Here is a 22656-nt window from a genome sequence, read left to right on the forward strand (position 1 = left end):
TTGGCAAAGATATCAAAAGCATCGTTAGTGGCTATGGTCTCTCCTTGCTGTAAAAATAAGTCTCTCGGGCCTACCAATGCCTAACTCGTAATTTGAAAAATGACTAAAATCCTTCTTCTATCCGACACCCATTCGCATATGGACGATACCATTCTAAAATATGTACGTCAAGCGGATGAAGTTTGGCATGCAGGCGATATCGGTAGTTTGACGGTCACCGATTCCATTGCCAAATTAAAACCTTTGCGAGCGGTCTATGGCAATATTGATGATCATATGATTCAAAAAGAATTTCCACTGAACGACCGTTTTTTCTGCGAGGGGGTAGAAGTTCTGATGACACACATCGGCGGCTACCCTCCTAAATACAATAGCCGTACTAGGGCGCTATTAAAAGTGAAACCACCCAAACTTTTTATATGCGGCCATTCCCACATTTTAAAAGTGATGATGGACAAGCCTCTCGGGGTGCTGCATATGAACCCTGGAGCCTGCGGCAAACACGGCTTTCATCAGATGCGTACCATGCTACGATTTACAATCAATGGGGAGGACATCAAGGACTTAGAGGTTGTGGAAATAGGAAAGAGATGATCACAAATCGAAATCGGACTTTTATCAAAAAGTTTTTATCCCCTGTAAGGATATCGAATGCGTGCGTCTAATATGGCTTAAAAAAAACAATTATGACAACCAAACATTCTTTAATCCTAGCATCCCTCAGTATCTTTTTACTATTGGCCTCCTGTGGGGAACAAAAGAAAAAAACCATTGCGGAACCGACGGCAGAAGATATGACCGAAAAAATGCCCGAGTACAACACCGATGACCCAAAATCAATGCTTGCCGCGGTCGAACAGGCGCAAGGTGGCTGGGATGATTTGTGGAACAAAAAAGATGTACAATACACCTATGATTATCGTTACCCGAACAACACCGCCGACATCTCCGTAGAACGGTATATTTTTGATACCGAAGCTTCTTTTGGATATTATACACAGCATGAAATCAACGCGATGCCCGAAGCCAAGGGAGACGTAGCCCAATATTTTGATGGACAGCATACTACCGCCATGTTGGCCGGTAAAACCGTCGAAGATCCGCAGGCCGTCGGAACAAGTGAATTTTTAAGGCGAGCCAATTACTTTTGGTTCGTAATGCCCTACAAATTGAACGATAAGGGAACACTGCTCAAATACCTGGGCCAAGAAGCATATAATGGCACCGACTATGATAAGGTTGAAGTAACCTACGACCCGGCCATTACGGGAAAAGAACAAAATGACAGTTACATTCTATATCTCAACCCGAAGACCAAAATGATCGATCGGTTCTACTTCTCCTTACCGGCTATGGGCGTAAACGTTCCGGCCATTGTGGCAAACTACGAATACGAGAATATCGAAGGTCAAAAGATAGCGACCAAGCGTACTTATTTTATGCCGAATGAAAAGGGGGAATACGACGATACACCAAGTATCGTGCAAACCTTGACCGATGTTTCCTTTAATAATGGTTTTACTAAGGAGAGTATTGCGGTAATGAAATAAGAAGTGGTCCCACAAAACTGAATAGAAAGGAAGCTCCAAAGGCTTCCTTTTTTTGGTGAAATAAAAAATTCCTTGAAAAACCGACTATCCCCGAGGAAGAGCCCTCGGGGAATTATTTACATACAGGGGCGAACATTAAAAATGTGTATTTTCACTAGTAAAAGACAAAACTGCTGTCATAAAATCTTAGGTCCTTAATTAGTAAACCTACAGTTTTTAGTCATTGATAGCGTGAACGGCGATTAACCGGCCACAGCAACCAATTCAGAAACTGAAAACCAACAAATCATGAACCTACAACCAATCCTAAAAAACGAATTAGTGCGCATTAGACCACTTGACGCCCGGGACAGGGAGGAATTATGTCAAGTAGCTAAAGACCCAAAAATATGGGAACAACATCCCTGCAAAAGAAATGAACGCGCGGAATTCGATACGTTTTTTGAAGAATCCATTACCTCCAAAGGAGCACTTACGATCATTGATAATCAAGCCGATAAGATAATCGGAAGTTCCCGATATAAGAGAATCGATGATTTTCATAATGGCATAGAAATCGGGTGGACCTATCTCTCCCGTGATTATTGGGGTGGTCTGTACAACGCATCGGTAAAGCATTTGATGATGCGGCACGCATTTCAATATGTAGACCATGTGGTTTATTATGTACATCGAGACAACATACGTTCCCAAAAAGCAGTTCAAAAACTAGGCGGAATATTGATAAACGCCACCGAGCAGGCTGTTTTATCGAATTCGGCTGCCGATGTCTTGTCTTTCGTAGTCAAAAAGGAAGCTTACCAAAAGCCGTAGCAGCAGTCTCCGAATTACTAAATACGATGCTGGATTTCAACCAAACTTGATGCCCTTTCTGGTCCTGCGCCATATACATACCCCAAAAATTTGGTCGATAAAAAATTTCTTGAAACCGACTATCCCCTAGGCAAGCCATTGGAGAACCATCCTTGTCGTCTGGAAGGTTTCGCCGGCTTTATCCCGATTACCACGGGAAACTGTCACGACTCGAAGGTCCAAGAATCTTTGGATTGAAGTGAACTCTTGGTCCATAAGTAACTTTAGTTGAACAAAACTCTGAAACCATTCTTCCGACTCGTAAGATGAATATTCTTTGGAAACGGGCAAAACAAATCCACATTAAAACTTATCCCCATATTAAAACGCATCACAAGTAAACCAACAAAAAAGCCCGGGAAACAACCCCCGGGCTCACGCACTAATACTACTAAGATGTTAGGTTTAACGCAAACGATCTACAGATTTTACAAGATCCTCATCCTTCTTTATGCCCCTATTGGCTAGGAACAATAAAACGATAGAAACGATGGGTATGAGCATCCCAATACCTTTCTCCGAAACCGAAGTTTCTCCAGATAAATTTAGTGACCGGTAAACGAAAAATCCCAGTAAAAAAAGATTTAATATGATGTTCAATCTGTTGATGACAAATTGATTTTTCCTGTTTTTGAAATATACTATCGCAATAACCGACAAAGCTGCTGATGTATAAAAGGCAATAGAAATCATGATGTCGTTCTTAGCATAAATTTCCATTCCCTCGGCATCGGACCATAGGTTCACGAAAAACGGCAAAACACCAGCGACAAGTGCTTGAATGAGTAAATAAACCGTTTGAATGCGCTGAATCATGTTACTACTAATGATTTGGACAGCAAAAATACACGTCTTTTTAAAATTATAGGGGCTAAGTTCAAAATAATTTGTAATATTGTTTCGTTATAAGTGCAACACTCACCGTTGGGGACATCGTTCCACCATTTATTACCGGATTAATCTTTCACTTCAACTACTTTTTCAAGAAAATATTCACTTACACATTACTTAATGTTTGAAATTTCAGATTTAAAAGCTAAAAAGCTGCCTGAGCTTCAGGAAATAGCGAAAGGCTTGAGCGTACCCAAGTTCAAGACCTTAAAAAAATTAGACCTTGTCTATCAAATTCTCGACCTACAGGCTGCCGACCCGAAAGCGGTCGCCGAAGTAGTTCCTACTGTTACGGCCGATGCACCGCAAAAGAAAAGCAAACCCACGAGTGAAAAAGGGGAACGTGCGGTCAAGAACAAACCGAATCCTAGACCAAGGAAAACGGTAAAAGCGAAAACCGATACCCCGGATTCCTCCAAGACCGATGACAAAAGACCGCAAACGACCAATAAGCCTAACCCGCGCCGCGATTCGCAAAACAAGAATAATCGAAACCAGCCTAACAAATCCAATAGGTCCCAGAAAGAAAGTTACGATAAAAGCAACTTTGACAAAGATCTTAAAAACCGATATAAGGCACCTGAGTTTGAATTCGATAGTATTATTGAAAGTGAAGGTGTACTCGATATTATGCAGGATGGCTACGGCTTTTTGCGTTCTTCGGACTACAACTACCTTTCTTCCCCAGACGATATTTACGTGTCGCAATCGCAGATACGTCTCTTTGGTTTGAAAACGGGCGATACTGTTTTAGGAAACGTCCGTCCGCCTAAAGAAGGGGAGAAATACTTTCCGTTGATCAAAGTGAACAAAATTAACGGTATTGACCCACAAGTGGTGCGTGACCGCGTTTCGTTCGAACATTTAACACCGCTATTCCCACAGGAAAAATTTAATATTGCGAATCGCCAAAGTAGCATATCCACAAGAATTATCGATCTGTTCTCCCCTATCGGGAAAGGGCAAAGAGGTATGATCGTTTCTCAGCCGAAAACAGGTAAGACGATGTTGTTGAAGGATATTGCCAACGGAATTGCCGCTAACCATCCCGAAGTATATCAGATTATTCTATTAATCGATGAACGCCCTGAAGAGGTTACCGATATGCAGCGGAACGTACAAGGCGAAGTGGTAGCCTCAACCTTCGATAAAGAACCAACGGAACACGTTCGTGTAGCCAACATTGTGCTTGAAAAAGCAAAGCGCTTAGTAGAGTGTGGTCATGATGTCGTAATTCTTTTGGATTCGATAACACGATTGGCAAGAGCATATAATACCGTACAACCCGCTTCCGGAAAGGTTTTGAGTGGTGGTGTTGATGCGAATGCCTTGCACAAACCGAAACGTTTCTTCGGTGCCGCCAGAAATATAGAAGGCGGTGGGTCGTTATCGATCATTGCAACGGCCCTGACGGATACAGGCTCTAAAATGGACGAAGTGATTTTTGAGGAGTTCAAAGGAACCGGTAATATGGAGCTTCAATTAGACCGTAAGATTTCGAACCGAAGAATCTTCCCGGCTATCGATTTGACCTCTTCGAGTACCCGAAGGGAAGATTTGCTCTTGGATAAGGATACGATTCAGCGTATGTGGATCATGCGGAAGTACTTGGCCGACATGAACCCGATAGAGGCTATGGAGTTTATCGAGCAACGTTTCAAGCAGACCAAGAACAACGAAGAGTTTTTGTTGACCATGAATCAATAACATCCGCTACGCGGAAAATCGAAATAGACTGAAATCCAAATTCCGAGCCTTCGCTTGGGGTTTGGATTTTTTTTAATGCAAGTAGTTTATTCTTTTCAAATTTTCGCTCTGGTATTTTCAGAACTGCTCTTTTTAAAATACCTTTAACTCGCAAGAAATAATTCCCTCTCCCTTTTTTGCCTTATCCTAGTAAGAACAACCTTAAACATCTACCCATGAAAACTACACAAAAAGTGTTCTTTCGTACCGTTTCGGTATTTTTCGGTCTGCTGTTAATGACCAATTGCGGATTATTTGATCAAAAAGATCCTAGACCAGAGGATCCAGAGGAGGAAACTCCCATTATTGATGAACCGGAGAACATCATTTCCTTAGAAGAAGCGGATGTTATTTACCAAAATTATTCGCGACACCGAATCGATATTATCGAAAGATATGAAAAAGAGAAGCGCGCGCCGGAAGAAGAGTTTCAAGCATCCCGATTTGTAGATTTTGATTACGATACAATCAAACAATATATTGCCTATGTTGACCAAGAGGCTGCTAAAGCGGGAGTGAAAAAGGTGACTAAATTACGTTTGTACTTTGCGAACTATCCGAAAGACAAAGCATTTCCTAATAAAAAAGAAGTTATACACCCTAGACAGAACTCCATTTTTATGGTACCTACCTTAGATAGGGATGGGGTCAACTACGGTTTTTATATTGGCCAAGATGGCAAACCTAGTCTAATTACCGATTGGAAATCCAGTATGGGAAAGGGCATGGGACTATTAGACGAAAAGACGCAAAAAGCATATGCCGGCTTTTCATTGAATTCCAGCTTATATGCCGGTAGTAGTTTAGCACTTAATTTCGGTCATGGCGGCCCGCCACCGAAAACCGACTTCGAATAAACATGTTAGAATCAGTATTTTCTTTTTTAAAAGAGAATTACTTTTTAATAGGGTATGCTATTACGTTGATTATCTCCATGGCCTTTTATCGGAGGTATTTTGATACCGTATTGAGGTATTTTCCCATTCTCATTACCTATACTTTTTTAAATGAGTTTTTAGGATATATGGTGAAAACTAATCAGGATTTATCCTTCTTCCCTCAAGAATTGAAATATAGCTCATACAATGAAATTCTTTATAACATTTATGCGGTGGTATCTTTTGGGTTTTTCTACCATGTTTATTGGAACCTGATATCGAATAAGACATATAGAAAATGTATTGTAATCGGGAGTTGTATTTGCGCAATCGCGTATATGGTAAGCTGCTTTTTTCAATCCCCGATGGACACACAATTATTTTACGCGACAGCCCTGGGCTCGGTGATTTTAGTTTTTTTTATCCTACTCTACTTTAAAGACAAAATAAACAACAGACGAAAAATCATTCAACCATATAATCTGATGTTCTGGGTTAGTCTCTCACTACTTATGTTCTATTCCATATTTCCTGCCCTTTATTTAACCGGTTATTTGAACTACAGAATTTGGGAAGCCTATCATTTAAGGTCTATCTTAAGGGTTTTGATTGTTCTTATGCACATCCTATTTATAATCGGTTTTTTCAAGGGACGACGACACTCTTTCGGTTAAGCAGGTAGTAATTTAATACTATTTAGAAACAAAAAATGCCCCTGCGTTTCCGCAAGGGCATTTTTAATATCAATTTACAAATCGGCTTATAGTGCAGCGACGTGCTTGGCCAATTTACTTTTTAGGTTGGCAGCTTTGTTCGCGTGAATGATATTGCGTTTTGCCAATCTATCGATCATACTCACTACGCTGGGCAAAAATGCCTCGGCATCTTTTTTCTTTTCTTCGCTACGCAATTTCTTCAATGCATTACGCATTGTTTTGTGCTGGTAGCGATTGCGAAGGCGCACTGCCTCGTTTCTTCTGATTCTCTTTAATGCCGACTTGTGATTTGCCATCTTATTCTTTTAATTACATTTTTGTTTCTTTGGCCTTGCAGCCTCGAACTTTTGTAGCCCGTAGGGGAATCGAACCCCTGTTACCAGGATGAAAACCTGGCGTCCTAACCCCTAGACGAACGGGCCATTATGTTAGTTAAGGGTTATGCGTCTAGAGTCTTATATTCTTAACTCATAACGTGATACCCTCAACTCTACAAAGTAGTCCGTAGGGGAATCGAACCCCTGTTACCAGGATGAAAACCTGGCGTCCTAACCCCTAGACGAACGGACCATTGGTATACTTTCACCTGCTGGACCTATGTATTAAAAAGTCATTCAGGCGGGTGCAAAAATACAATTATTTTTTACTACCGCAACAGCTGGTTCTAATTTTTTTTAGTGCGTAACAATTATACCTTTTTAAAGGTCCGAATTACTTATAAAAAGACTAAAGACCGCTGCGCTTTAAGACATAGGATATAAGACTGAAAAAATCTTTGCCAAAATTTATCTCGTATTGAAATGACCCATGTAATACTCTTAAATTTTCTGTTATAATAAGGTGCTGCGAAATAAGACCCTATGATGGAAAAGGCGTTGCTTTAGAGAAGACAGATTAGGTGCAGCCTACTACCTCCCTAACCTTATAGATTCAAGCAGCTACAAAACGTTTACCAAGATCAAAATTCGTCTTGACTCTTGTTTCTCCCTGTCCTGTTTCTAAATCTAAAAATATTCCTAACAACCGTAGCTACATAGACATCAATAGGCCTTCGCGAAAAGTACCCTTTTGTTCGAGGGTTTTCCGGTGACGATGCAGGTTCCTACTTCCGCTTCGGCATCAATAGGAATACATCGAATGGTGGCTTTGGTTTCATTCTTAATACGCTCTTCGGTCTCATTGGTACCATCCCAATGCGCCGAAATGAACCCTCCTTTTTCCTCGAGCACTTTTTTAAACTCCTCGTATGAATCAACTGTGGTAATGTGACCAGCTCTGTGGTCATGTGCTTTTTGATAAATATTCTTCTGAATATCGTCCATCAAGAATTCGATTTTAGCGACTACATCCGCCGCGGGAATCGTCTCTTTCTCCAAAGTATCCCGTCGGGCCAGTTCGTACGTACCGTTCTCCAAATCTCGCTGCCCTATGGCGATACGTACGGGAACACCTTTCAATTCGTATTCGTTGAACTTAAAACCGGGCTTATGAGTGTCACGATCATCATATTTGACCGAAATTCCTTTTTTACGCAGTTCCTTCACCAAAGGGGCTATTTTTTCCGAGATTACATCCAACTGGTCCAATCCCCTGTAAATCGGAACGATAACCACCTGGATCGGGGCTAGTTTCGGGGGAAGTACCAATCCGTTGTCATCGCTATGCGTCATGATCAACGCCCCCATCAATCGGGTAGACACACCCCAAGAGGTAGCCCAAACATACTCTTTCTGACCTTCCTTGTTCGCAAACTTCACATCGAAGGCTTTTGCGAAATTCTGTCCTAAAAAGTGCGAGGTTCCAGCCTGAAGGGCCTTTCCGTCCTGCATTAATGCTTCAATGCAATAGGTTTCCAACGCCCCGGCAAAACGCTCACTTTCGGTTTTTGTTCCCTTGATTACCGGTACTGCCATATGTTCTTCGGCAAACTCGGCATAAACGTTCATCATCTGTTCCGCTTCGGCAAGTGCTTCTTTTTCGGTAGCATGTGCGGTATGGCCTTCCTGCCATAAAAACTCCGCGGTACGCAAAAACAAGCGTGTTCGCATTTCCCATCGCACAACGTTCGCCCATTGGTTGATCAATAGCGGCAGGTCGCGGTAAGACTGTATCCATCTGCGGTAGGTGTCCCAGATAATCGTTTCGGAGGTAGGTCTTACGATAAGCTCCTCCTCCAATTTTGCTTCAGGATCAACGATGATTCCGCTGCCGTCCTCGGCATTTTTCAAGCGATAGTGTGTCACCACCGCACACTCCTTTGCAAAACCGGCCACGTGGCTTGCCTCCTTACTCAGGTACGATTTTGGGATAAACAACGGAAAATAGGCATTCTCATGACCGGTTTCCTTGAACATCTTATCCAATGCGGCTTGCATCTTTTCCCATATCGCATACCCATAGGGTTTGATGACCATACAGCCTCTTACCCCCGAGTTCTCAGCTAAATCGGCCTTTACAACGAGTTCATTGTACCATTTAGAATAATCCTCACTTCGCTTCGTTAAATTCTTAGCCATATGTTAAGTTTGGCACAAATCTTGTGCTGTAGTATTTGAAAATAATTGGTAAAACTAGTTATTTTCTGTATGTTCAACAATATAAATTTGAAACGATGATACAATCCCTACCCCTCCAAAAAATACATATGCTCGGCATGTTCGCCCTTATTGCCGTTGTGAGCGTTTCTTGCGGTTCTTACCAACAGTCGTCTTACTACGACAATGATGGTATTTATGGTAACGACCAGAGACAGGTCGGTGTCGAAAGACCAGTTAGGCAAACCCAGCAGCAGCAGCAGCAGCAAACGGACGACCCATACGCGCAGTATTTTGGGCAACAGGCCAATCAGTATGATGAAATCCTGGAGAGCGAGGTCTTCACCGACGTGGACTCGTATTCAAGTGGGATAGCGAACGACAGTCTGAATTCGGACCAGTTGACGAATTATTACCAAAGCGACAATGATTACATCGGACAGGGTGGATGGGGCGATAATCCTACCAGCGTTAACATCAACATTTATGACAATGGTTGGGGCGGAGCTGGTTTTGGCTCGCCTTGGTTATGGAATAACTGGGGCTGGGGCGGTGGCTGGAACAATTGGGGCTGGGGTGGCTACGGTTACGGTTGGAACCGCTGGAATAGATGGAACAACTGGGGCTGGGGCGGCGGCTGGAACAACTGGGGCTGGGGTGGTGGCTTCGGATGGGGCGGCTACGGTTTCGGTTACGGATGGGGTGGCTACAATAATTTTTGGTGCCCACCAGGCTATTACGGGTATGGAAATAGAAGCTATGCCTACAATCCTGGAAGAAGAGGATATTACAACAATGCTGTAACTAATAACGCGAATAGAACCGCATTGCGCGGAAGATCTAACGTGACCTCCAGACGAGGTGATAATCCGCGCTATAGAAATTCGTCTACCGTACGCAGAAATACTACTACCAGAAGTAGCAGAAGCGCAGCGTCTAGAAGCAATAGAAGCGGTGTCGCTAATAGAAGGACTGTTGGCGTGGATAGAAACAGCGCATACAGAACAAGCAGAAGTACGAGGGCCGTACCGAGGTACAATAGCTCGTCAAGATCAAATCAAAGTTATCGAAATACGTCTCCAAGGAGTAGTTCATATAGAAGTGGGGCAACCAGGTCTAGTTCTTCAAGAACACCTTCGGCTACGCCACGAACCTCGACATATAGAAGTTCTGGCACCAGTACCAGATCAAGTCAGTCGTACAGAAGTTCTTCGCCAAGAAGCAGTAGCTATCGTAGTTCAGGATCTTCGAGTAGAAATAGTTACCGTAGTTCGGGGAGTAGCTCTTCTAGAAGCAGCGGCAGCTATAGGAGCAGTGGCGGTTCTTCCCGCAGTAGCGGAAGCGTAAGAAGCTCTGGTGGTTCATCGAGGTCTTCCGGCGGTCGAAGTAGTGGTGGCCGCAGTGGTGGAAGAAGACAATAATCCCAAAACTTGCGAACAAATCTAATTGTATAGAAATGAAAAGAATTTCAATTTTTATAGCGCTATTGGCGTGCGCTTTAATGAACGCTCAGAATATTAATGATGTACTTCGGTATAGCAATGATAACCTACAAGGCACTGCCCGCTTTCAGGGCATGGGCGGTGCATTCGGTGCTGTTGGGGGCGATTTATCGGCCTTAAATATCAACCCCGCAGGATCCGCGGTATTCAATCACGGACTCTTAACAATATCGGGAACTGCTTACAATACCGATAACAGCGCAACATATTTCAATACAAGTACAGGTACTATTGATACCTATTTGGACATCAATCAACTAGGCGCCTCCTTGGTTTTTAATAGTAAAGCTGAAAGCACCGGTTGGGACAGAATCGTATTGGCATTTAATTACGATATGATTACCAATTTCGACAGTCAGGTTTTAGTAGATGGCACGAGCGACCAAAGCATCGAGAATTACTTTTTGAGTTTTGCCCAAGGCGTACCTTTTGGAAATATCTTGTTACAAGATGGGGAATTTATCGAGGACGCTTATTTGGATATCGGGGCTCAAGGTGGATTTGCCGATCAACAAGCCTTTCTGGGCTACTACGGTGGTATTATCGACCCAGAGACCACTGACGAAGAAAATACCGTCTACAATGGGATTGCCGAATATAACAATGTGAATCAGCGCTTTTCGAGGACCACCGCTGGATTCAACAGCAAATATACCCTCAATTTCGCGGCGCGCTACCAAGAACGACTGCATTTGGGGGCTTCTTTGAACTTTCACGGCGTTGATTATGACCGTGTCGATTTGTTCAGGGAAGATGGCTATGCTACCGATTCGGAAGTACAGTTCGTCAATTTCGATAATTTTTTGCGTACAGAAGGTGCAGGCTTTTCATTTAGTACCGGGGCGATTTATAAGATAAATGAATTGGTACGTTTGGGTGCCAGCTACCAATCCCCGACCTGGTATCGATTAGAGGATAGCTTCGCGCAACGTATCAACTCAGACCTTGCCGATGAGGATATCGATTTTATCGATTCCAATATTATCACCATTTTTGACACCTATTCCGTTAAGACTCCCGCTAAGTTGACCGGAAGTCTTGCCTTGGTCTTTGGTAAATCCGGACTTTTAAGTGTTGACTATGGGTACCAAGATATGTCGAATGCGAGACTGGGGCGTGAAAACGAAGGTATCTTTTCAGACGTAAATGACGAGATTTCCAATCAACTTGGTGCTACATCAACGATAAGGGTCGGTGGGGAATACCGTATCGCACGCTTTAGTTTAAGAGGTGGTTACCGCTATGAGCAGAGTCCCTACGAAAACAGTAACTTAATCGGAGACCTTAATGGGATTTCGGCTGGTCTAGGTTATGATTTCGGCGGAAGCCGGCTAGATTTTGCCTTTATGCGTTCTGAACAAGAAACTGCACTGCGACTATTCGATACCGGGCTTGTTACTCCGGCCACTATCGATAGGATCAATACGAATGTTACGCTCAGTTACACCTATAATTTTTAGAAGGCTACCAAAACATAATGCTATAGATTAAAAAAGGCTGGAAGTATTCTTCCGGCCTTTTTATTTTGATAGGCTTGCAAACAAGGAGTTAAGCAAACTATTCGTTCGGATAATCAGGCTATAGCCACCAAGAACCTATTTAAACGGCCGAAAAAACCGATGTTCCTCCATTTGTACAAAGGGTACTCGTTTTTTCTTGTCTGAAAACAGTTGTATTCCCTTCTTTATCTATGAACTCGTCTTGAGTTCATGTTTGGAAAGCAAAAGTATATTTCAACTCTTTAAAAAATAAGGATACTGCCTCTAGCCAAAATCCTTGATTGGCCATATTAGACTAGGCCTCTTCTCGATAAATCAGACCTAGTGAAAGTAAAAACAGGGGGTTGCCTTCACCGTTTTAGGCTAAAGTGTGATTTGATAGTGCGTGCTATCAGCACATCTTCCTCGGTTCTGGAAAAATCCAACCGGAACCAATAATCGGAGGAGGGCAACGGTTTACCTTGATAGGTACCGTCCCAACCATTTGAAGTATTGGAAAGTTGAATCAATAGCTTTCCATAACGATCGAATATGGAAACCACTGGATCGGTAAGTGTTTCAATACCATATACCAACCATTCGTCATTGGCGCCATCATTGTTGGGCGTAAAGAATTTGGGATAACCCGCGACCAAGAACTCAATCGGTTCTTTGGTACCGCATCCATTTTTGTCATTGATGACAAGGGTATTGATTCCAACCGGAATATTATTGAACACAGGGTCATCCTGAAATTCGCCGCCGTTTATGGCAAACTCATAACTGCTATCGCCATCCACAAACACTTCGATATTGTTCGTCCTTGTATTATCGTCCAGAATATCCTCTAAAATATCGACGCGATCCAAAACAGGTACGCCATAAAAAGTAATCAAGATATCATCGGTTATCGTTCCAAAACTGGTCTCGATATTTACAAAATACCGTCCAGAGGTAGGACTGGCGACGATATATTCCGTTGCACTGGGGCCGCTAAGAAGGTTCGGGACGTCAATCGTGCCATCATCATCGTAGTCGACCGACCAGGTTACATTTTGAATGTCGGGACCCGCCGGTGAACGCAATGCACTTAACGGAATATCGGGATCGCCTTCACAGGCAATAATATCCAATCCTAAGAACTCGTCACGTAGGGTACAGTCTAAGGCGGTATTTTGATCGGCGTTCACTGAGCTTCCTGTAAAGGTCAATTCAAAAGATTCCGGATCACCTTCAAAATTGGTATTGTAATTATTGACCAGAAGATAGTAGATTTCACCCGCTATCACATCTATGTATTCATCATAGGTGTTTTTACTTTGTTTTACAAAAGGGGCGCCTGCTTCTCCATTTATGGGGTTCACACCTAAACCGGTATGGTCAGTGTCGTTAGCCTCGAAATTACAGCGGATGGGTATGGCAGTCCTATTGGTAATTTCACCACAGTCAACATCCGGACCGTATAATGCGAAATCCCACTCGGCGGTGATGTTAGTTCCCGTACTGGGCAATGACCTGATATCAAAGCCGATTTGACCGTCCGTTCCTGCACGAAAAGCGATCCATGAGGTATTGTTTTCCAAATTTGCCTCGCTGTTCGACCCTTTTTCCAGACAGCCGCTTGCTCTAAAATCGTCCTCCCCGAAGTCGTCGATATCACCACTACCGTCTACGATAAAAGTAATAGGCAGCACATCGGCACATACGGGAATCGCTGTTCTACAGTCTCCGGAATTCTGTGCCTGTAGGGATAGCACACCTAAAAATGTGCAGCAAAAAGCCAAAAAAGTTCGCATAAGTAGGGCTGTTTAACGTACTAAAAGTTAGGAGTATAACTGACAAAACCCCTGTTTTAGTATAATTTACCTGAGTTTTATGCGCTTAATCGATGAAATACACCATTGGAATGCGGGAAGAAGATACTTAGCGTTTCAATGCGAAGTGATTGTTGATATATTTGGCTGTTCGTTCAAGTCCGTTGGCACCCACATAGGTCAATTTAAACCAGTAATCGGTTTCGGGCAGAGGTTTACCGTTTAAGGTTCCGTCCCAGCCCTGAGGGTCGCTCTCACCCAAATACCGTAGTAATTTACCATAGCGGTCAAAGATGTACACCTTCGGGCTTTGTAGGTTTTCGATACCTACAATATGCCAGTTGTCATTACTACCATCTAGATTGGGTGTAAAAAACTTTGGAAACCCAACGACAACAATATCCTCTGTAACGGCACCACAACCTCTGGGGTCGTTCACGGTAATCGTATGTATTCCTGGGGCCACATTGTAAAATGTATTTTCGGATTGAAAAACTTCGTCATCCAATCGATATTCCCACTCACTTTCGGTATTTGTTATGATGGTAACCGTATTGCTGGATTGTAAATCGTTGATTTCGATATCAAGGATCATTGGGGGGTTCGATTCGACGACGGTAACCGTTCGCGCGCTTTCACAAGAAAGTCCGCCTTGTGTATTCGTCACGGTCACGGTATATGCTCCAGGCACGGAGACATCAAAACCGGGACTGGTTTGTCCCGAGTCCCACGAATAGTTGTAATTCGGCAATGCATTCGCTTCCCCAATAAAAACACTACCACCATTCTCGCAGAGAAAGGCTTCCGAAGGAAAATCAAGGACGGGGGTTTCCAAATTAATCAAATCAAAGCGTTCGGAAACATCAAAACAATTGGGATTGTTCAATGAAGATAGACGTACATAAATAGTCTCAGCACCGGCCTGGGTTCCATAATCTTTTGGAAGCGCGTTGGTACCGCTATTGGCATCACTCAGCGATCTATAGTAACTAACAATATATTGCGATGGATCCTGCGAACCTAAAACCTCACTATCTTTTTGGGACAGGTCATACCTGTCCAGTCCGGAGCAGGAGGCGTCATCGGAAACCGGAAAAGCGCTCGGCACCTCCGAAAAGACAACTTGTACGTTACTGGTAATGTTCGCGTTCGTAACCGTAATGACTTCCACCGCATAAGTTGCTGAATTCGTCACGATCAAGGTCGGACTTGTCTCACCCAATATTTCCGTCATACCACTTCCAGTATCCTCAAACCACTTGTACATTGTGGCATCCGTTGTGGTCGCATCGAGTGTTACATTATCACCAAAGCAAGCCGTTATCGGCGGCCCCAATAAGTTATTGACGATGGAACAATCGAGGGCGGTATAAGGATCTGTGGTAAAAATGGCGCCTGAAAATTGAATGGAAAAGCCAGTATTCGTACTACTAAAATTATTGATCAACAAATAATACTCCTCTCCTGGCGATACCTGCAACCAATCTTCATATTGAAAATTATCGCTGTTGCCGGTAGGATCTTCCCCAACACCGACAAAGCTGTTCTCTTCGGTATTATCGAAGAAGTTACAGCGAACAGGTTCTCCCAAATCAGCACAGTCATCCGTTCGGTACAGCGCAAAATCCCAATCTTCGGATGTATCGAATCCGATATTAAAGCCCAACTGACCGGAAGCTCCGGTTCTAAAGCGATACCAAGCTGAATTTGATTCTATGGCTCCGCTTAAGGATCTTTCCAAACAACCGGTGGTCGCATCCCCACCGAAATCATCCATTCCAAAACCGTTCGTACCACCGTTTACAGGCGTATTGTTACAGATGGCAATAGCATTGACGCAATCAGGTGCGATCTGCGCAAAAGCGGTAGACGACCAAAAATATACGAGTACAATCAGAAAAGTGCCTAGGCGCTTGTTCATTGGATTAATTGGTAAGTAACCTAAAAATAATATGGGTTCCGAGCCCACCCTAATTTATGTTGTGTAACAAGTTAAATAGGGCATAAAGTGCCATTTTATGTATATCTTTGTGGCTTGTATTAGCTTTAAAGGAATGAAAATCAAAGGTACATTGGAAGAGAATTTTGAAGCCTTCGGAGACGATCACGTTTCTTCTTCAGAGGATACCCCTCTGCGAAAAGACGCTTTTCTTCTTTCGGATGAGGAAAAGATAGAAAGGATTCAGGAAAACATTCGGGAAGTCATGCTCACATTAGGTCTTGACCTTGATGATGACAGCCTTAAAGGCACTCCAAACCGAGTAGCGAAGATGTTCGTAAAAGAGATTTTTGGCGGATTGCATCCGGATCGAAAGCCAAAAGCCTCTACCTTTGATAACAAATATAAGTATGGCGAAATGCTCGTAGAAAAGAACATTACCCTCTACTCTACTTGTGAGCATCATTTACTACCTATCGTCGGAAAGGCCCATGTGGCCTATATTTCGAACGGCACAGTGGTCGGACTGTCTAAAATGAACCGGATCGTCGATTACTTTGCCAAGCGGCCGCAAGTTCAGGAACGGCTTAATATCCAGATTGTTCGCGAGCTTCAAAACGTATTGGGCACCGAAGACGTTGCCTGTGTTATCGATGCAAAGCACCTTTGTGTAAACTCCCGCGGCATACGAGATATCGAAAGTAGCACGGTTACGGCAGAGTACGGCGGCAAATTCAAGGAAGAATCCGTGCGGCGCGAGTTCTTGGAGTACATCAACATGGAAACCAATTTTTAATCCATTATATTCCCAATGCCCTTATACGAAAGTCAAACCTTAAAAGTCCAGAATTCCCTTTCCGGTAAAAAAGAACTCTTCAAACCTATAAACGAAGGCCACGTAGGCATGTACGTTTGTGGACCGACCGTTTATAGCAACGTACACTTAGGCAATTGCCGTACGTTTATGTCGTTCGACATGATTTTCAGGTACCTAAAGCATTTGGGCTACAAAGTTCGTTACGTACGCAATATTACCGACGCAGGACATCTGGTAGATGATGCCGAGGATGGGGAGGACAAAATCGCAAAAAAAGCACGTTTGGAAAAGTTGGAACCTATGGAGGTCGTACAACGATACACCGTTGATTTTCACAACATACTTGCGCAATTCAACTTTCTTCCGCCAAGCATAGAGCCTACCGCAACGGGGCATATCATAGAGCAAATAGAAATCATTAAGGATATTCTCGAAAAGGGCTTCGCATATCAGGTTAACGGCTCGGTCTATTTTGATGTGGCCAAATTCAACGAAAAGTACGAATACGGAAAATTGAGCGGAAGGAAGTTGGAGGATATGATCGCCAACACCCGGGAATTGACGGCACAGGACGACAAAAATAGTCCGCAGGATTTTGCACTGTGGAAAAAAGCGGAACCGCAGCATATCATGCGATGGCCCTCCCCATGGGGCGACGGTTTTCCCGGTTGGCATTTGGAATGTACGGCCATGAGCACAAAGTACCTCGGGGAAACCTTTGACATTCACGGCGGCGGTATGGATTTAAAATTCCCTCATCACGAATGTGAGATTGCCCAAGCGGAAGCCAGCAACGGCAATTCACCCGTAAATTACTGGTTGCATGCGAATATGCTGACCATGAACGGCAAGAAAATGGCCAAGTCGACAGGAAACAATATTCTTCCCGGGGAAATTTTCTCTGGGGAGAACGACATCTTGAGCAAGGCCTTTTCACCATCGGCAGTGCGCTTTTTTATGATGCAGGCCCACTATACCAGTATTTTAGATTTGAGCGATGATGCCCTGTTGGCTTCGGAAAAAGGATACCGTAAATTGATGGAGGCCATAGCTACACTTGAAAAGTTAGAAACCAATGGCCAAGGCGATTTTAATTTGCAACAATGGAAAGCGCAGTGCTATACGGCCATGAACGATGATTTTAATACACCCATTCTTATCGCTACCCTTTTCGAGGCGGTCAAGTACATTAATCTGGTCAAAGAAGGAAAAGCCGGTATGAATGCCACCGACAAAGCCGATTTATTGGAAACCTTGAACGCTTTTGTATTCGATGTCTTGGGCTTGGAACGTAGTAATTCGTCCAAAAACGATTCGGGCAAACTATCCGGGGTCGTAGCGCTTTTGATTCAGCTTCGCAAGGAGGCGCGCGAAAACAAAGATTTTGCAACTTCGGACAGAATTCGAGACCAATTGGCCGATTTGGGCATTCAGTTGAAAGATGGAAAAGAGGGGACGACCTTTAGTTTATCTTGAGTCGCACTCGTAATCGCCCTGGGGATTACGATATATTCCAAAAAGAGCTGGAGTTAAAGATGACAAGCCCTTTTACGATGTAAAAATTGAATCGCAAAAGATTCCTACACTTGTCCTATATCTCACGATAGCGTCATCAGAATTTAGGGAATGAAAAAGTTACATTTAGATGAAAAAAGTCTTGATAGCCCCTTTTGTTTTCTTGGTCAGGTTCTATCAACTTGTCATTTCCCCCTATACCCCAGCCACCTGTAGGTACTCCCCCACCTGTTCACAATATACCCTGGAAGCCTTAAAAAAGCATGGACTCTTTAAAGGAGGCTGGTTGTCGGTAAAACGAATTTTCAGTTGCAACCCATGGGGTGGAAAGGGCCACGATCCGGTTCCTTGAATTTTGTCAATCATAATTTCAAAATTGCGAATTCGATGAAGGCTTCCCTGTATTTATGAAAAGCTTTTTTGTAAGTCTTGGAATCATCCCAATAGTCCAGTTCATTTTTTGAATCCTCTTACAATCGTTATACTCCGTCCAACAATCCTGTTCCAAAGTCCTATTTTCTCCCTGGATTAAGTCTCTATCAAAAAATGTGGTGTCGTTCTCAATAGCGGCAACACCCTATGAATACTTAAATGTCAGGTTAATGACGGGTAAAGTACATCTGAAAAATTTGAGTTAAAAGGTTGGATAGATGAAATTGCGGTCAAATCTAAATTCTAAAATTATGACCACGATTAAATCCTTTATCACCATCGGAAAGAACATATTTTTACCCATGCTATTTTGCATATTGCTCACCCATAACGGCCAGGCTTGTACTATTGTAAGTGCAGTAGCAAAAAATGGTCACGTATGGACCGCCAATAATGAGGATGGGCCTTTCGGAATCGCAAATTTTATCAATGTCTATCCACGTTCCCAAACGGATAAATTCGGCTATTACACCATGACTTACCTATCGCCACTATACGGCCAAAGTGGGTCTATTCAAGGGGGAATGAATACAGTCGGACTAAGTTTTGACTTCAATGCCATTTCCTACGTTACCTCGTTTGACCCAGAGACTAGAAAATCCTTCCCACAGGGAAACGATATGATTCTACCCCATATTTTGGGTAACATGGAAACCGTCGAGCAGGTTATCGCCTTTTTTGAGGAATTTTGGTTCGTAGATGGCTTCCGAAATGCACAGATGCACGTTTCCGACAGAAATGGAAGATTTGCCATCATAAGTGCTTCCGGAATCAAATTAGTCGAAGAAGGTGATTTTTTGGTATCGACCAATTTCAATATTTGTAGTGGGGAAAGTAGTGCCTCTTGTTGGAGGTATCCCATAGCTGTAGAGAAATTGTCAGTGCTAGGCGCCAGTTTTCGGACAATGCAGGCTATTTGTCTTGAAACCGAGCAAAAAAACGGATCTACCATGTACTCCAACATTCAAAACCTTAGCACCGGCGACGTTTGGTTTTTTTCAAAACATAGCCCCGGTATTCAGATACGGACTAATATCGCGACGCTACTTTCCAAAGGGCGTAAATCATATACCTTTAGCGATTTGAAGTCTTTAAAGGAGGAACGTACCGTTCGGGAATGGAAAGCTCCTGTAACGGCGCCATTCTCCGAACAGACCGTTGTGAAGTACCTCGGCACTTACGAACACCCGTTTATAGGTACCGTGCAGGTGGAAGCCGGACAAAATGGAATCGAGGTTTCCTTTGCTGACGGAATCAATGAATCATTTATATTGGATGATCAAGGAAATTTTTCCCTCCCGGATTATGACCTTTATATTAAATTTGAAACGGATAAAAAATCGAGAAAGCTACAAATGAGTCTTTATGAGAACGGATTTTGGTCTTTTACCGTTGAAAAATCAGTAGGCTTATCCCGAAAAAAGAGTTCCAAAAAATGAAACAACCCGAACTCGGAAACAGAATATCACAATTGCGCAAGGCGAAGGGGTTGACACAAGAAGAACTTGTGGAACGCTGTAACGTGAGCGTTAGAACCATTCAGCGTATCGAAACCGGGGAGGTGAATCCTAGAAGCTTTACCGTAAAAACGATTCTGTCGGCCCTTGATTCCAACTTCGATGAACTACACGCAGACAGTTCATTTTCAAAAAATGTGTCGAAAACACTGCATATCGCATGGATAGCGGGTATCATATATTTTGTTCTCGGACTTCTCGAGGGACCTATGGATATGAATAGGATCATTATTAACTCAGAAATACCGCGGGACACTATCTCCAACTTTATTCCAATGATAACAGTCGGACCTTACGCTTATGTTACCGTAAAAATTTTCGTTTGTACCGCCTACTTGTTGTTTTTAAGAGGGTTTGGATTCATGGGCCGCTATACTGGAAATTCTATGCTATACATAGTTTCCAACATTCTGATGGGAATCATGTTCTTTGTCGTGGTCTTCGATATAGTTTCGTTTTTTTATACGGAATGGAATGGCCTTTTCGTTCAAATGGCAATTGCCCTATCGTTGGGTATGCTAGGCATTGTTTTCGGAATTGCACTCATTCAATTGCGTTCAGGATTAGGCGCAATCTGTATTTTTGCCGGTGCTATTGAGATACTGGCGGGCATTCTACTGATTTTTTTGCAGCCATTCGGATTGGTAGTTCAGATGGTGGCGGTGCTTTTGGAAATCATGATCATTTATCAATTCTCCATAGCGATAGCTGAGGGTGCGGATATGTCAATCAGCAAGTAATTTACAAGCAGTTGCATTCTATGGTTCTCTTCAAGAACCGACTACTTTCTATCATCATTTTACAATTTCAGAGTGTATATACATGATTCTTTAGTAAAACAGCTGCACTTTTTTTATCGCTAAATACAACCGCTGCCGAATTTATTTCAATAGTCGCTCTTACGTCTATTTCACTATCTTAGCCGCTCAAAACAAGACTACATGTATTTTTTAGGAATTACCTGGAACCCGAACGAAACACTCTTCTCTTTGGGGCCCTTGCAAATCAAATATTACAACCTCCTCTGGATTACCGCCTTCGCAGTAGGTTGGGTACTGATGAAACGCATATTTACCAATGAAAAGAAAACCGTAGAACAACTCGATTCACTATTTATCTATACCGTTTTGTCGACTATGCTCGGCGCGCGTTTGGGTCATGTATTCTTCTACGATTGGCCGTATTATCAAGACCACTTAGTAGAGATTTTATTGCCGATACGCGAACGGGCGGGAAGTAGTCTTTTTGGCTTTATTAATGGTTACGAATTTACCGGTTTTACCGGACTTGCCAGCCATGGGGCCATGATCGGTATCGTCGTCGCCATGTATTTCTATATCCGAAAATATAAGGATATTAAGCTGTTATGGCTGCTCGACCGAATGACCGTACCATTTGCCATCGGTGCTTTCTTTGTACGATTGGGGAACTTTTTCAACTCGGAAATCAACGGAAAAGTCACCGATGAATCCACCCTTTTTGCTACTCGGTTTATTCGTGATTCCGATGATATGCATCCTAGTAAGGCATTGGCCATTACCAAGGAGGAAAATGTAAATGCTGCCTATGCCGCAATCGAGAACAATCCGGCCTTTTCGGAATACCTGAACCAGATCCCCTACCGTCATCCCGCTCAGCTGTATGAAGGAGTCGCCTATATTTTCGTTTTTATCATAGTATACTACATCTATTGGAAAACCGATAAAAAAGAAAAGCACGGCTACCTTATTGGCCTATTTATGGTATTACTGTGGACAATTCGGTTCTTCGTTGAATTTGTAAAAAAGAGCCAAGGTGGTTTCGAGGAATCGCTCGGGGGAGCGCTTTCAACGGGGCAATGGTTGAGCATCCCGTTTATATTGGTGGGACTTTACCTTATGTTCAGACCCACTCGGACAAAAGCAACGTCATAGATACAACTTAGACCGCATTGAACGTAAACACAAATCGAGATGGACTCAATTTTTGTCAAGCATTATAGAATGAGGAACACATCCCTGTTTTTGGCTGTCTTTATTTCGATATTCGCCCTTAAGGGATGTAAGGAAGAACCGAAGAAAACGGTGAAGACCCCTGAAGTGGTTTTTGAAAAAGAAGGAGAGTTATCGCTATTGAAACAAGATTCCGATAGTCTCATTGCAAAAATCGACATTGAAATCGCCGAAAACGAATACGAGACCCAGACGGGGTTGATGTACCGAAAATCGATGCAAGCTGATCGGGGAATGCTGTTTATCTTCGAGGATGAAAGAATGCACTCCTTCTACATGAAGAACACCCAGTTTCCTTTGGACCTCATTTTTATAAGAAGTGATACTACCATTGCCAGCATTCAAGAAAATGCCCAACCTTTTGACGAGAGCCCTTTACCCAGCCATGTTCCCGTAAAATACGTGTTGGAGGTAAATGCAGGTCTTGTAAAGCAATGGCAGCTCGAGGTAGGCGATAAAATCCATTTTACGCAAAACAAATAGT

19 protein-coding genes and 2 tRNA genes are annotated in these 22656 nt (G+C 43.0%); 14 read left to right on the top strand and 7 right to left on the bottom strand.

All coding sequences use genetic code 11. The annotated features are described in order from the left end of the window. Window positions 1-99 precede the first annotated feature (99 nt). The 3 genes from FGM00_RS12510 (at window position 100) to FGM00_RS12520 (ending at window position 2363) form a co-directional block, all read left to right on the top strand. The gene (locus FGM00_RS12510; protein WP_138853236.1) at window positions 100-594 is read left to right on the top strand and encodes a metallophosphoesterase family protein; all 495 of its coding nucleotides are present in this window, start codon (window positions 100-102) and stop codon (window positions 592-594) included. Between the two features lie 92 nt (window positions 595-686). Continuing rightward, window positions 687-1550, top strand: coding sequence for a DUF6503 family protein (locus FGM00_RS12515; RefSeq protein WP_138853237.1), 864 nt, complete (start codon window positions 687-689; stop codon window positions 1548-1550). Window positions 1551-1838: 288 nt separating this feature from the next. Next, window positions 1839-2363 carry a GNAT family N-acetyltransferase gene (locus FGM00_RS12520; protein ID WP_138853238.1) on the top strand — a complete coding sequence of 175 codons (525 nt, stop codon included), beginning with the start codon at window positions 1839-1841 and terminating at the stop codon, window positions 2361-2363. 444 nt (window positions 2364-2807) lie between these two features. Here the strand turns inward: FGM00_RS12520 and FGM00_RS12525 are convergent, their stop codons facing one another. Beyond that, window positions 2808-3218: a DUF4293 domain-containing protein gene (locus FGM00_RS12525; RefSeq protein ID WP_138853239.1), complete on the bottom strand. Its 411-nt coding sequence runs from the start codon at window positions 3216-3218 to the stop codon at window positions 2808-2810. A 195-nt stretch (window positions 3219-3413) separates the two neighbouring features. Here FGM00_RS12525 and rho point away from each other — a divergent pair, with 195 nt between their 5' ends. After that, a complete protein-coding gene (gene rho / locus FGM00_RS12530) occupies window positions 3414-5000 on the top strand; it encodes a transcription termination factor Rho (protein WP_138853240.1) in 1587 nt (528 codons plus the stop codon). Window positions 5001-5215: 215 nt separating this feature from the next. Next, complete coding sequence (locus tag FGM00_RS12535; RefSeq protein ID WP_138853241.1) at window positions 5216-5896, top strand: hypothetical protein; 681 nt, start codon at window positions 5216-5218, stop codon at window positions 5894-5896. Window positions 5897-6677: 781 nt separating this feature from the next. On the opposite strand, the gene rpsT is transcribed toward FGM00_RS12535, so the two are convergent. From rpsT to proS, 4 genes are all read right to left on the bottom strand, one after another. Beyond that, window positions 6678-6929 (bottom strand): 30S ribosomal protein S20, encoded by a 252-nt coding sequence (gene rpsT / locus FGM00_RS12540; RefSeq protein WP_138853242.1) that lies wholly within the window; start codon window positions 6927-6929, stop codon window positions 6678-6680. Window positions 6930-6983: 54 nt separating this feature from the next. After that, window positions 6984-7055 (bottom strand) — tRNA-Glu (locus tag FGM00_RS12545). A 76-nt stretch (window positions 7056-7131) separates the two neighbouring features. Next, window positions 7132-7203 (bottom strand) — tRNA-Glu (locus FGM00_RS12550). A 470-nt stretch (window positions 7204-7673) separates the two neighbouring features. Beyond that, complete coding sequence (gene proS / locus FGM00_RS12555) at window positions 7674-9149, bottom strand: proline--tRNA ligase (protein ID WP_138853243.1); 1476 nt, start codon at window positions 9147-9149, stop codon at window positions 7674-7676. 95 nt (window positions 9150-9244) lie between these two features. Here proS and FGM00_RS12560 point away from each other — a divergent pair, with 95 nt between their 5' ends. Both FGM00_RS12560 and FGM00_RS12565 read left to right on the top strand, forming a co-directional pair. Next, window positions 9245-10588, top strand: coding sequence for a hypothetical protein (locus FGM00_RS12560; protein WP_138853244.1), 1344 nt, complete (start codon window positions 9245-9247; stop codon window positions 10586-10588). A gap of 35 nt (window positions 10589-10623) precedes the next feature. Further along, window positions 10624-12129, top strand: coding sequence for an OmpP1/FadL family transporter (locus FGM00_RS12565; RefSeq protein ID WP_138853245.1), 1506 nt, complete (start codon window positions 10624-10626; stop codon window positions 12127-12129). Window positions 12130-12518: 389 nt separating this feature from the next. Here FGM00_RS12565 and FGM00_RS12570 read toward each other — a convergent pair whose 3' ends face one another. Beyond that, window positions 12519-13943 (bottom strand): T9SS type B sorting domain-containing protein, encoded by a 1425-nt coding sequence (locus tag FGM00_RS12570; RefSeq protein WP_138853246.1) that lies wholly within the window; start codon window positions 13941-13943, stop codon window positions 12519-12521. A gap of 127 nt (window positions 13944-14070) precedes the next feature. Beyond that, window positions 14071-15882: a T9SS type B sorting domain-containing protein gene (locus FGM00_RS12575; RefSeq protein ID WP_138853247.1), complete on the bottom strand. Its 1812-nt coding sequence runs from the start codon at window positions 15880-15882 to the stop codon at window positions 14071-14073. A 133-nt stretch (window positions 15883-16015) separates the two neighbouring features. Here FGM00_RS12575 and folE point away from each other — a divergent pair, with 133 nt between their 5' ends. The 7 genes from folE to FGM00_RS12610 all read left to right on the top strand — a co-directional run bounded on the left by folE (window position 16016) and on the right by FGM00_RS12610 (window position 22655). Beyond that, complete coding sequence (gene folE / locus FGM00_RS12580; RefSeq protein ID WP_138853248.1) at window positions 16016-16696, top strand: GTP cyclohydrolase I FolE; 681 nt, start codon at window positions 16016-16018, stop codon at window positions 16694-16696. A 15-nt stretch (window positions 16697-16711) separates the two neighbouring features. Then, window positions 16712-18193 (top strand): cysteine--tRNA ligase, encoded by a 1482-nt coding sequence (cysS, locus tag FGM00_RS12585; RefSeq protein WP_138853249.1) that lies wholly within the window; start codon window positions 16712-16714, stop codon window positions 18191-18193. Between the two features lie 169 nt (window positions 18194-18362). Further along, window positions 18363-18584, top strand: a complete 222-nt coding sequence (gene yidD / locus FGM00_RS12590; protein WP_138853250.1) for a membrane protein insertion efficiency factor YidD — start codon at window positions 18363-18365, stop codon at window positions 18582-18584. A 331-nt stretch (window positions 18585-18915) separates the two neighbouring features. Continuing rightward, complete coding sequence (locus tag FGM00_RS12595; RefSeq protein WP_138853251.1) at window positions 18916-20103, top strand: C45 family peptidase; 1188 nt, start codon at window positions 18916-18918, stop codon at window positions 20101-20103. Further along, window positions 20100-20921 (top strand): helix-turn-helix domain-containing protein, encoded by an 822-nt coding sequence (locus tag FGM00_RS12600; protein ID WP_138853252.1) that lies wholly within the window; start codon window positions 20100-20102, stop codon window positions 20919-20921. Before FGM00_RS12595 ends, FGM00_RS12600 begins: the two co-directional genes overlap by 4 nt. Window positions 20922-21122: 201 nt before the next feature. Continuing rightward, window positions 21123-22094: a prolipoprotein diacylglyceryl transferase gene (gene lgt / locus FGM00_RS12605; protein WP_138853253.1), complete on the top strand. Its 972-nt coding sequence runs from the start codon at window positions 21123-21125 to the stop codon at window positions 22092-22094. A 69-nt stretch (window positions 22095-22163) separates the two neighbouring features. Then, window positions 22164-22655 (top strand): DUF192 domain-containing protein, encoded by a 492-nt coding sequence (locus tag FGM00_RS12610; RefSeq protein ID WP_138853254.1) that lies wholly within the window; start codon window positions 22164-22166, stop codon window positions 22653-22655. The last annotated feature ends 1 nt before the right edge of the window (window position 22656 follow it).

The organism is Aggregatimonas sangjinii, assembly GCF_005943945.1.
In the GTDB taxonomy this organism is placed as follows: Bacteria; Bacteroidota; Bacteroidia; order Flavobacteriales; family Flavobacteriaceae; genus Pelagihabitans; species Pelagihabitans sangjinii.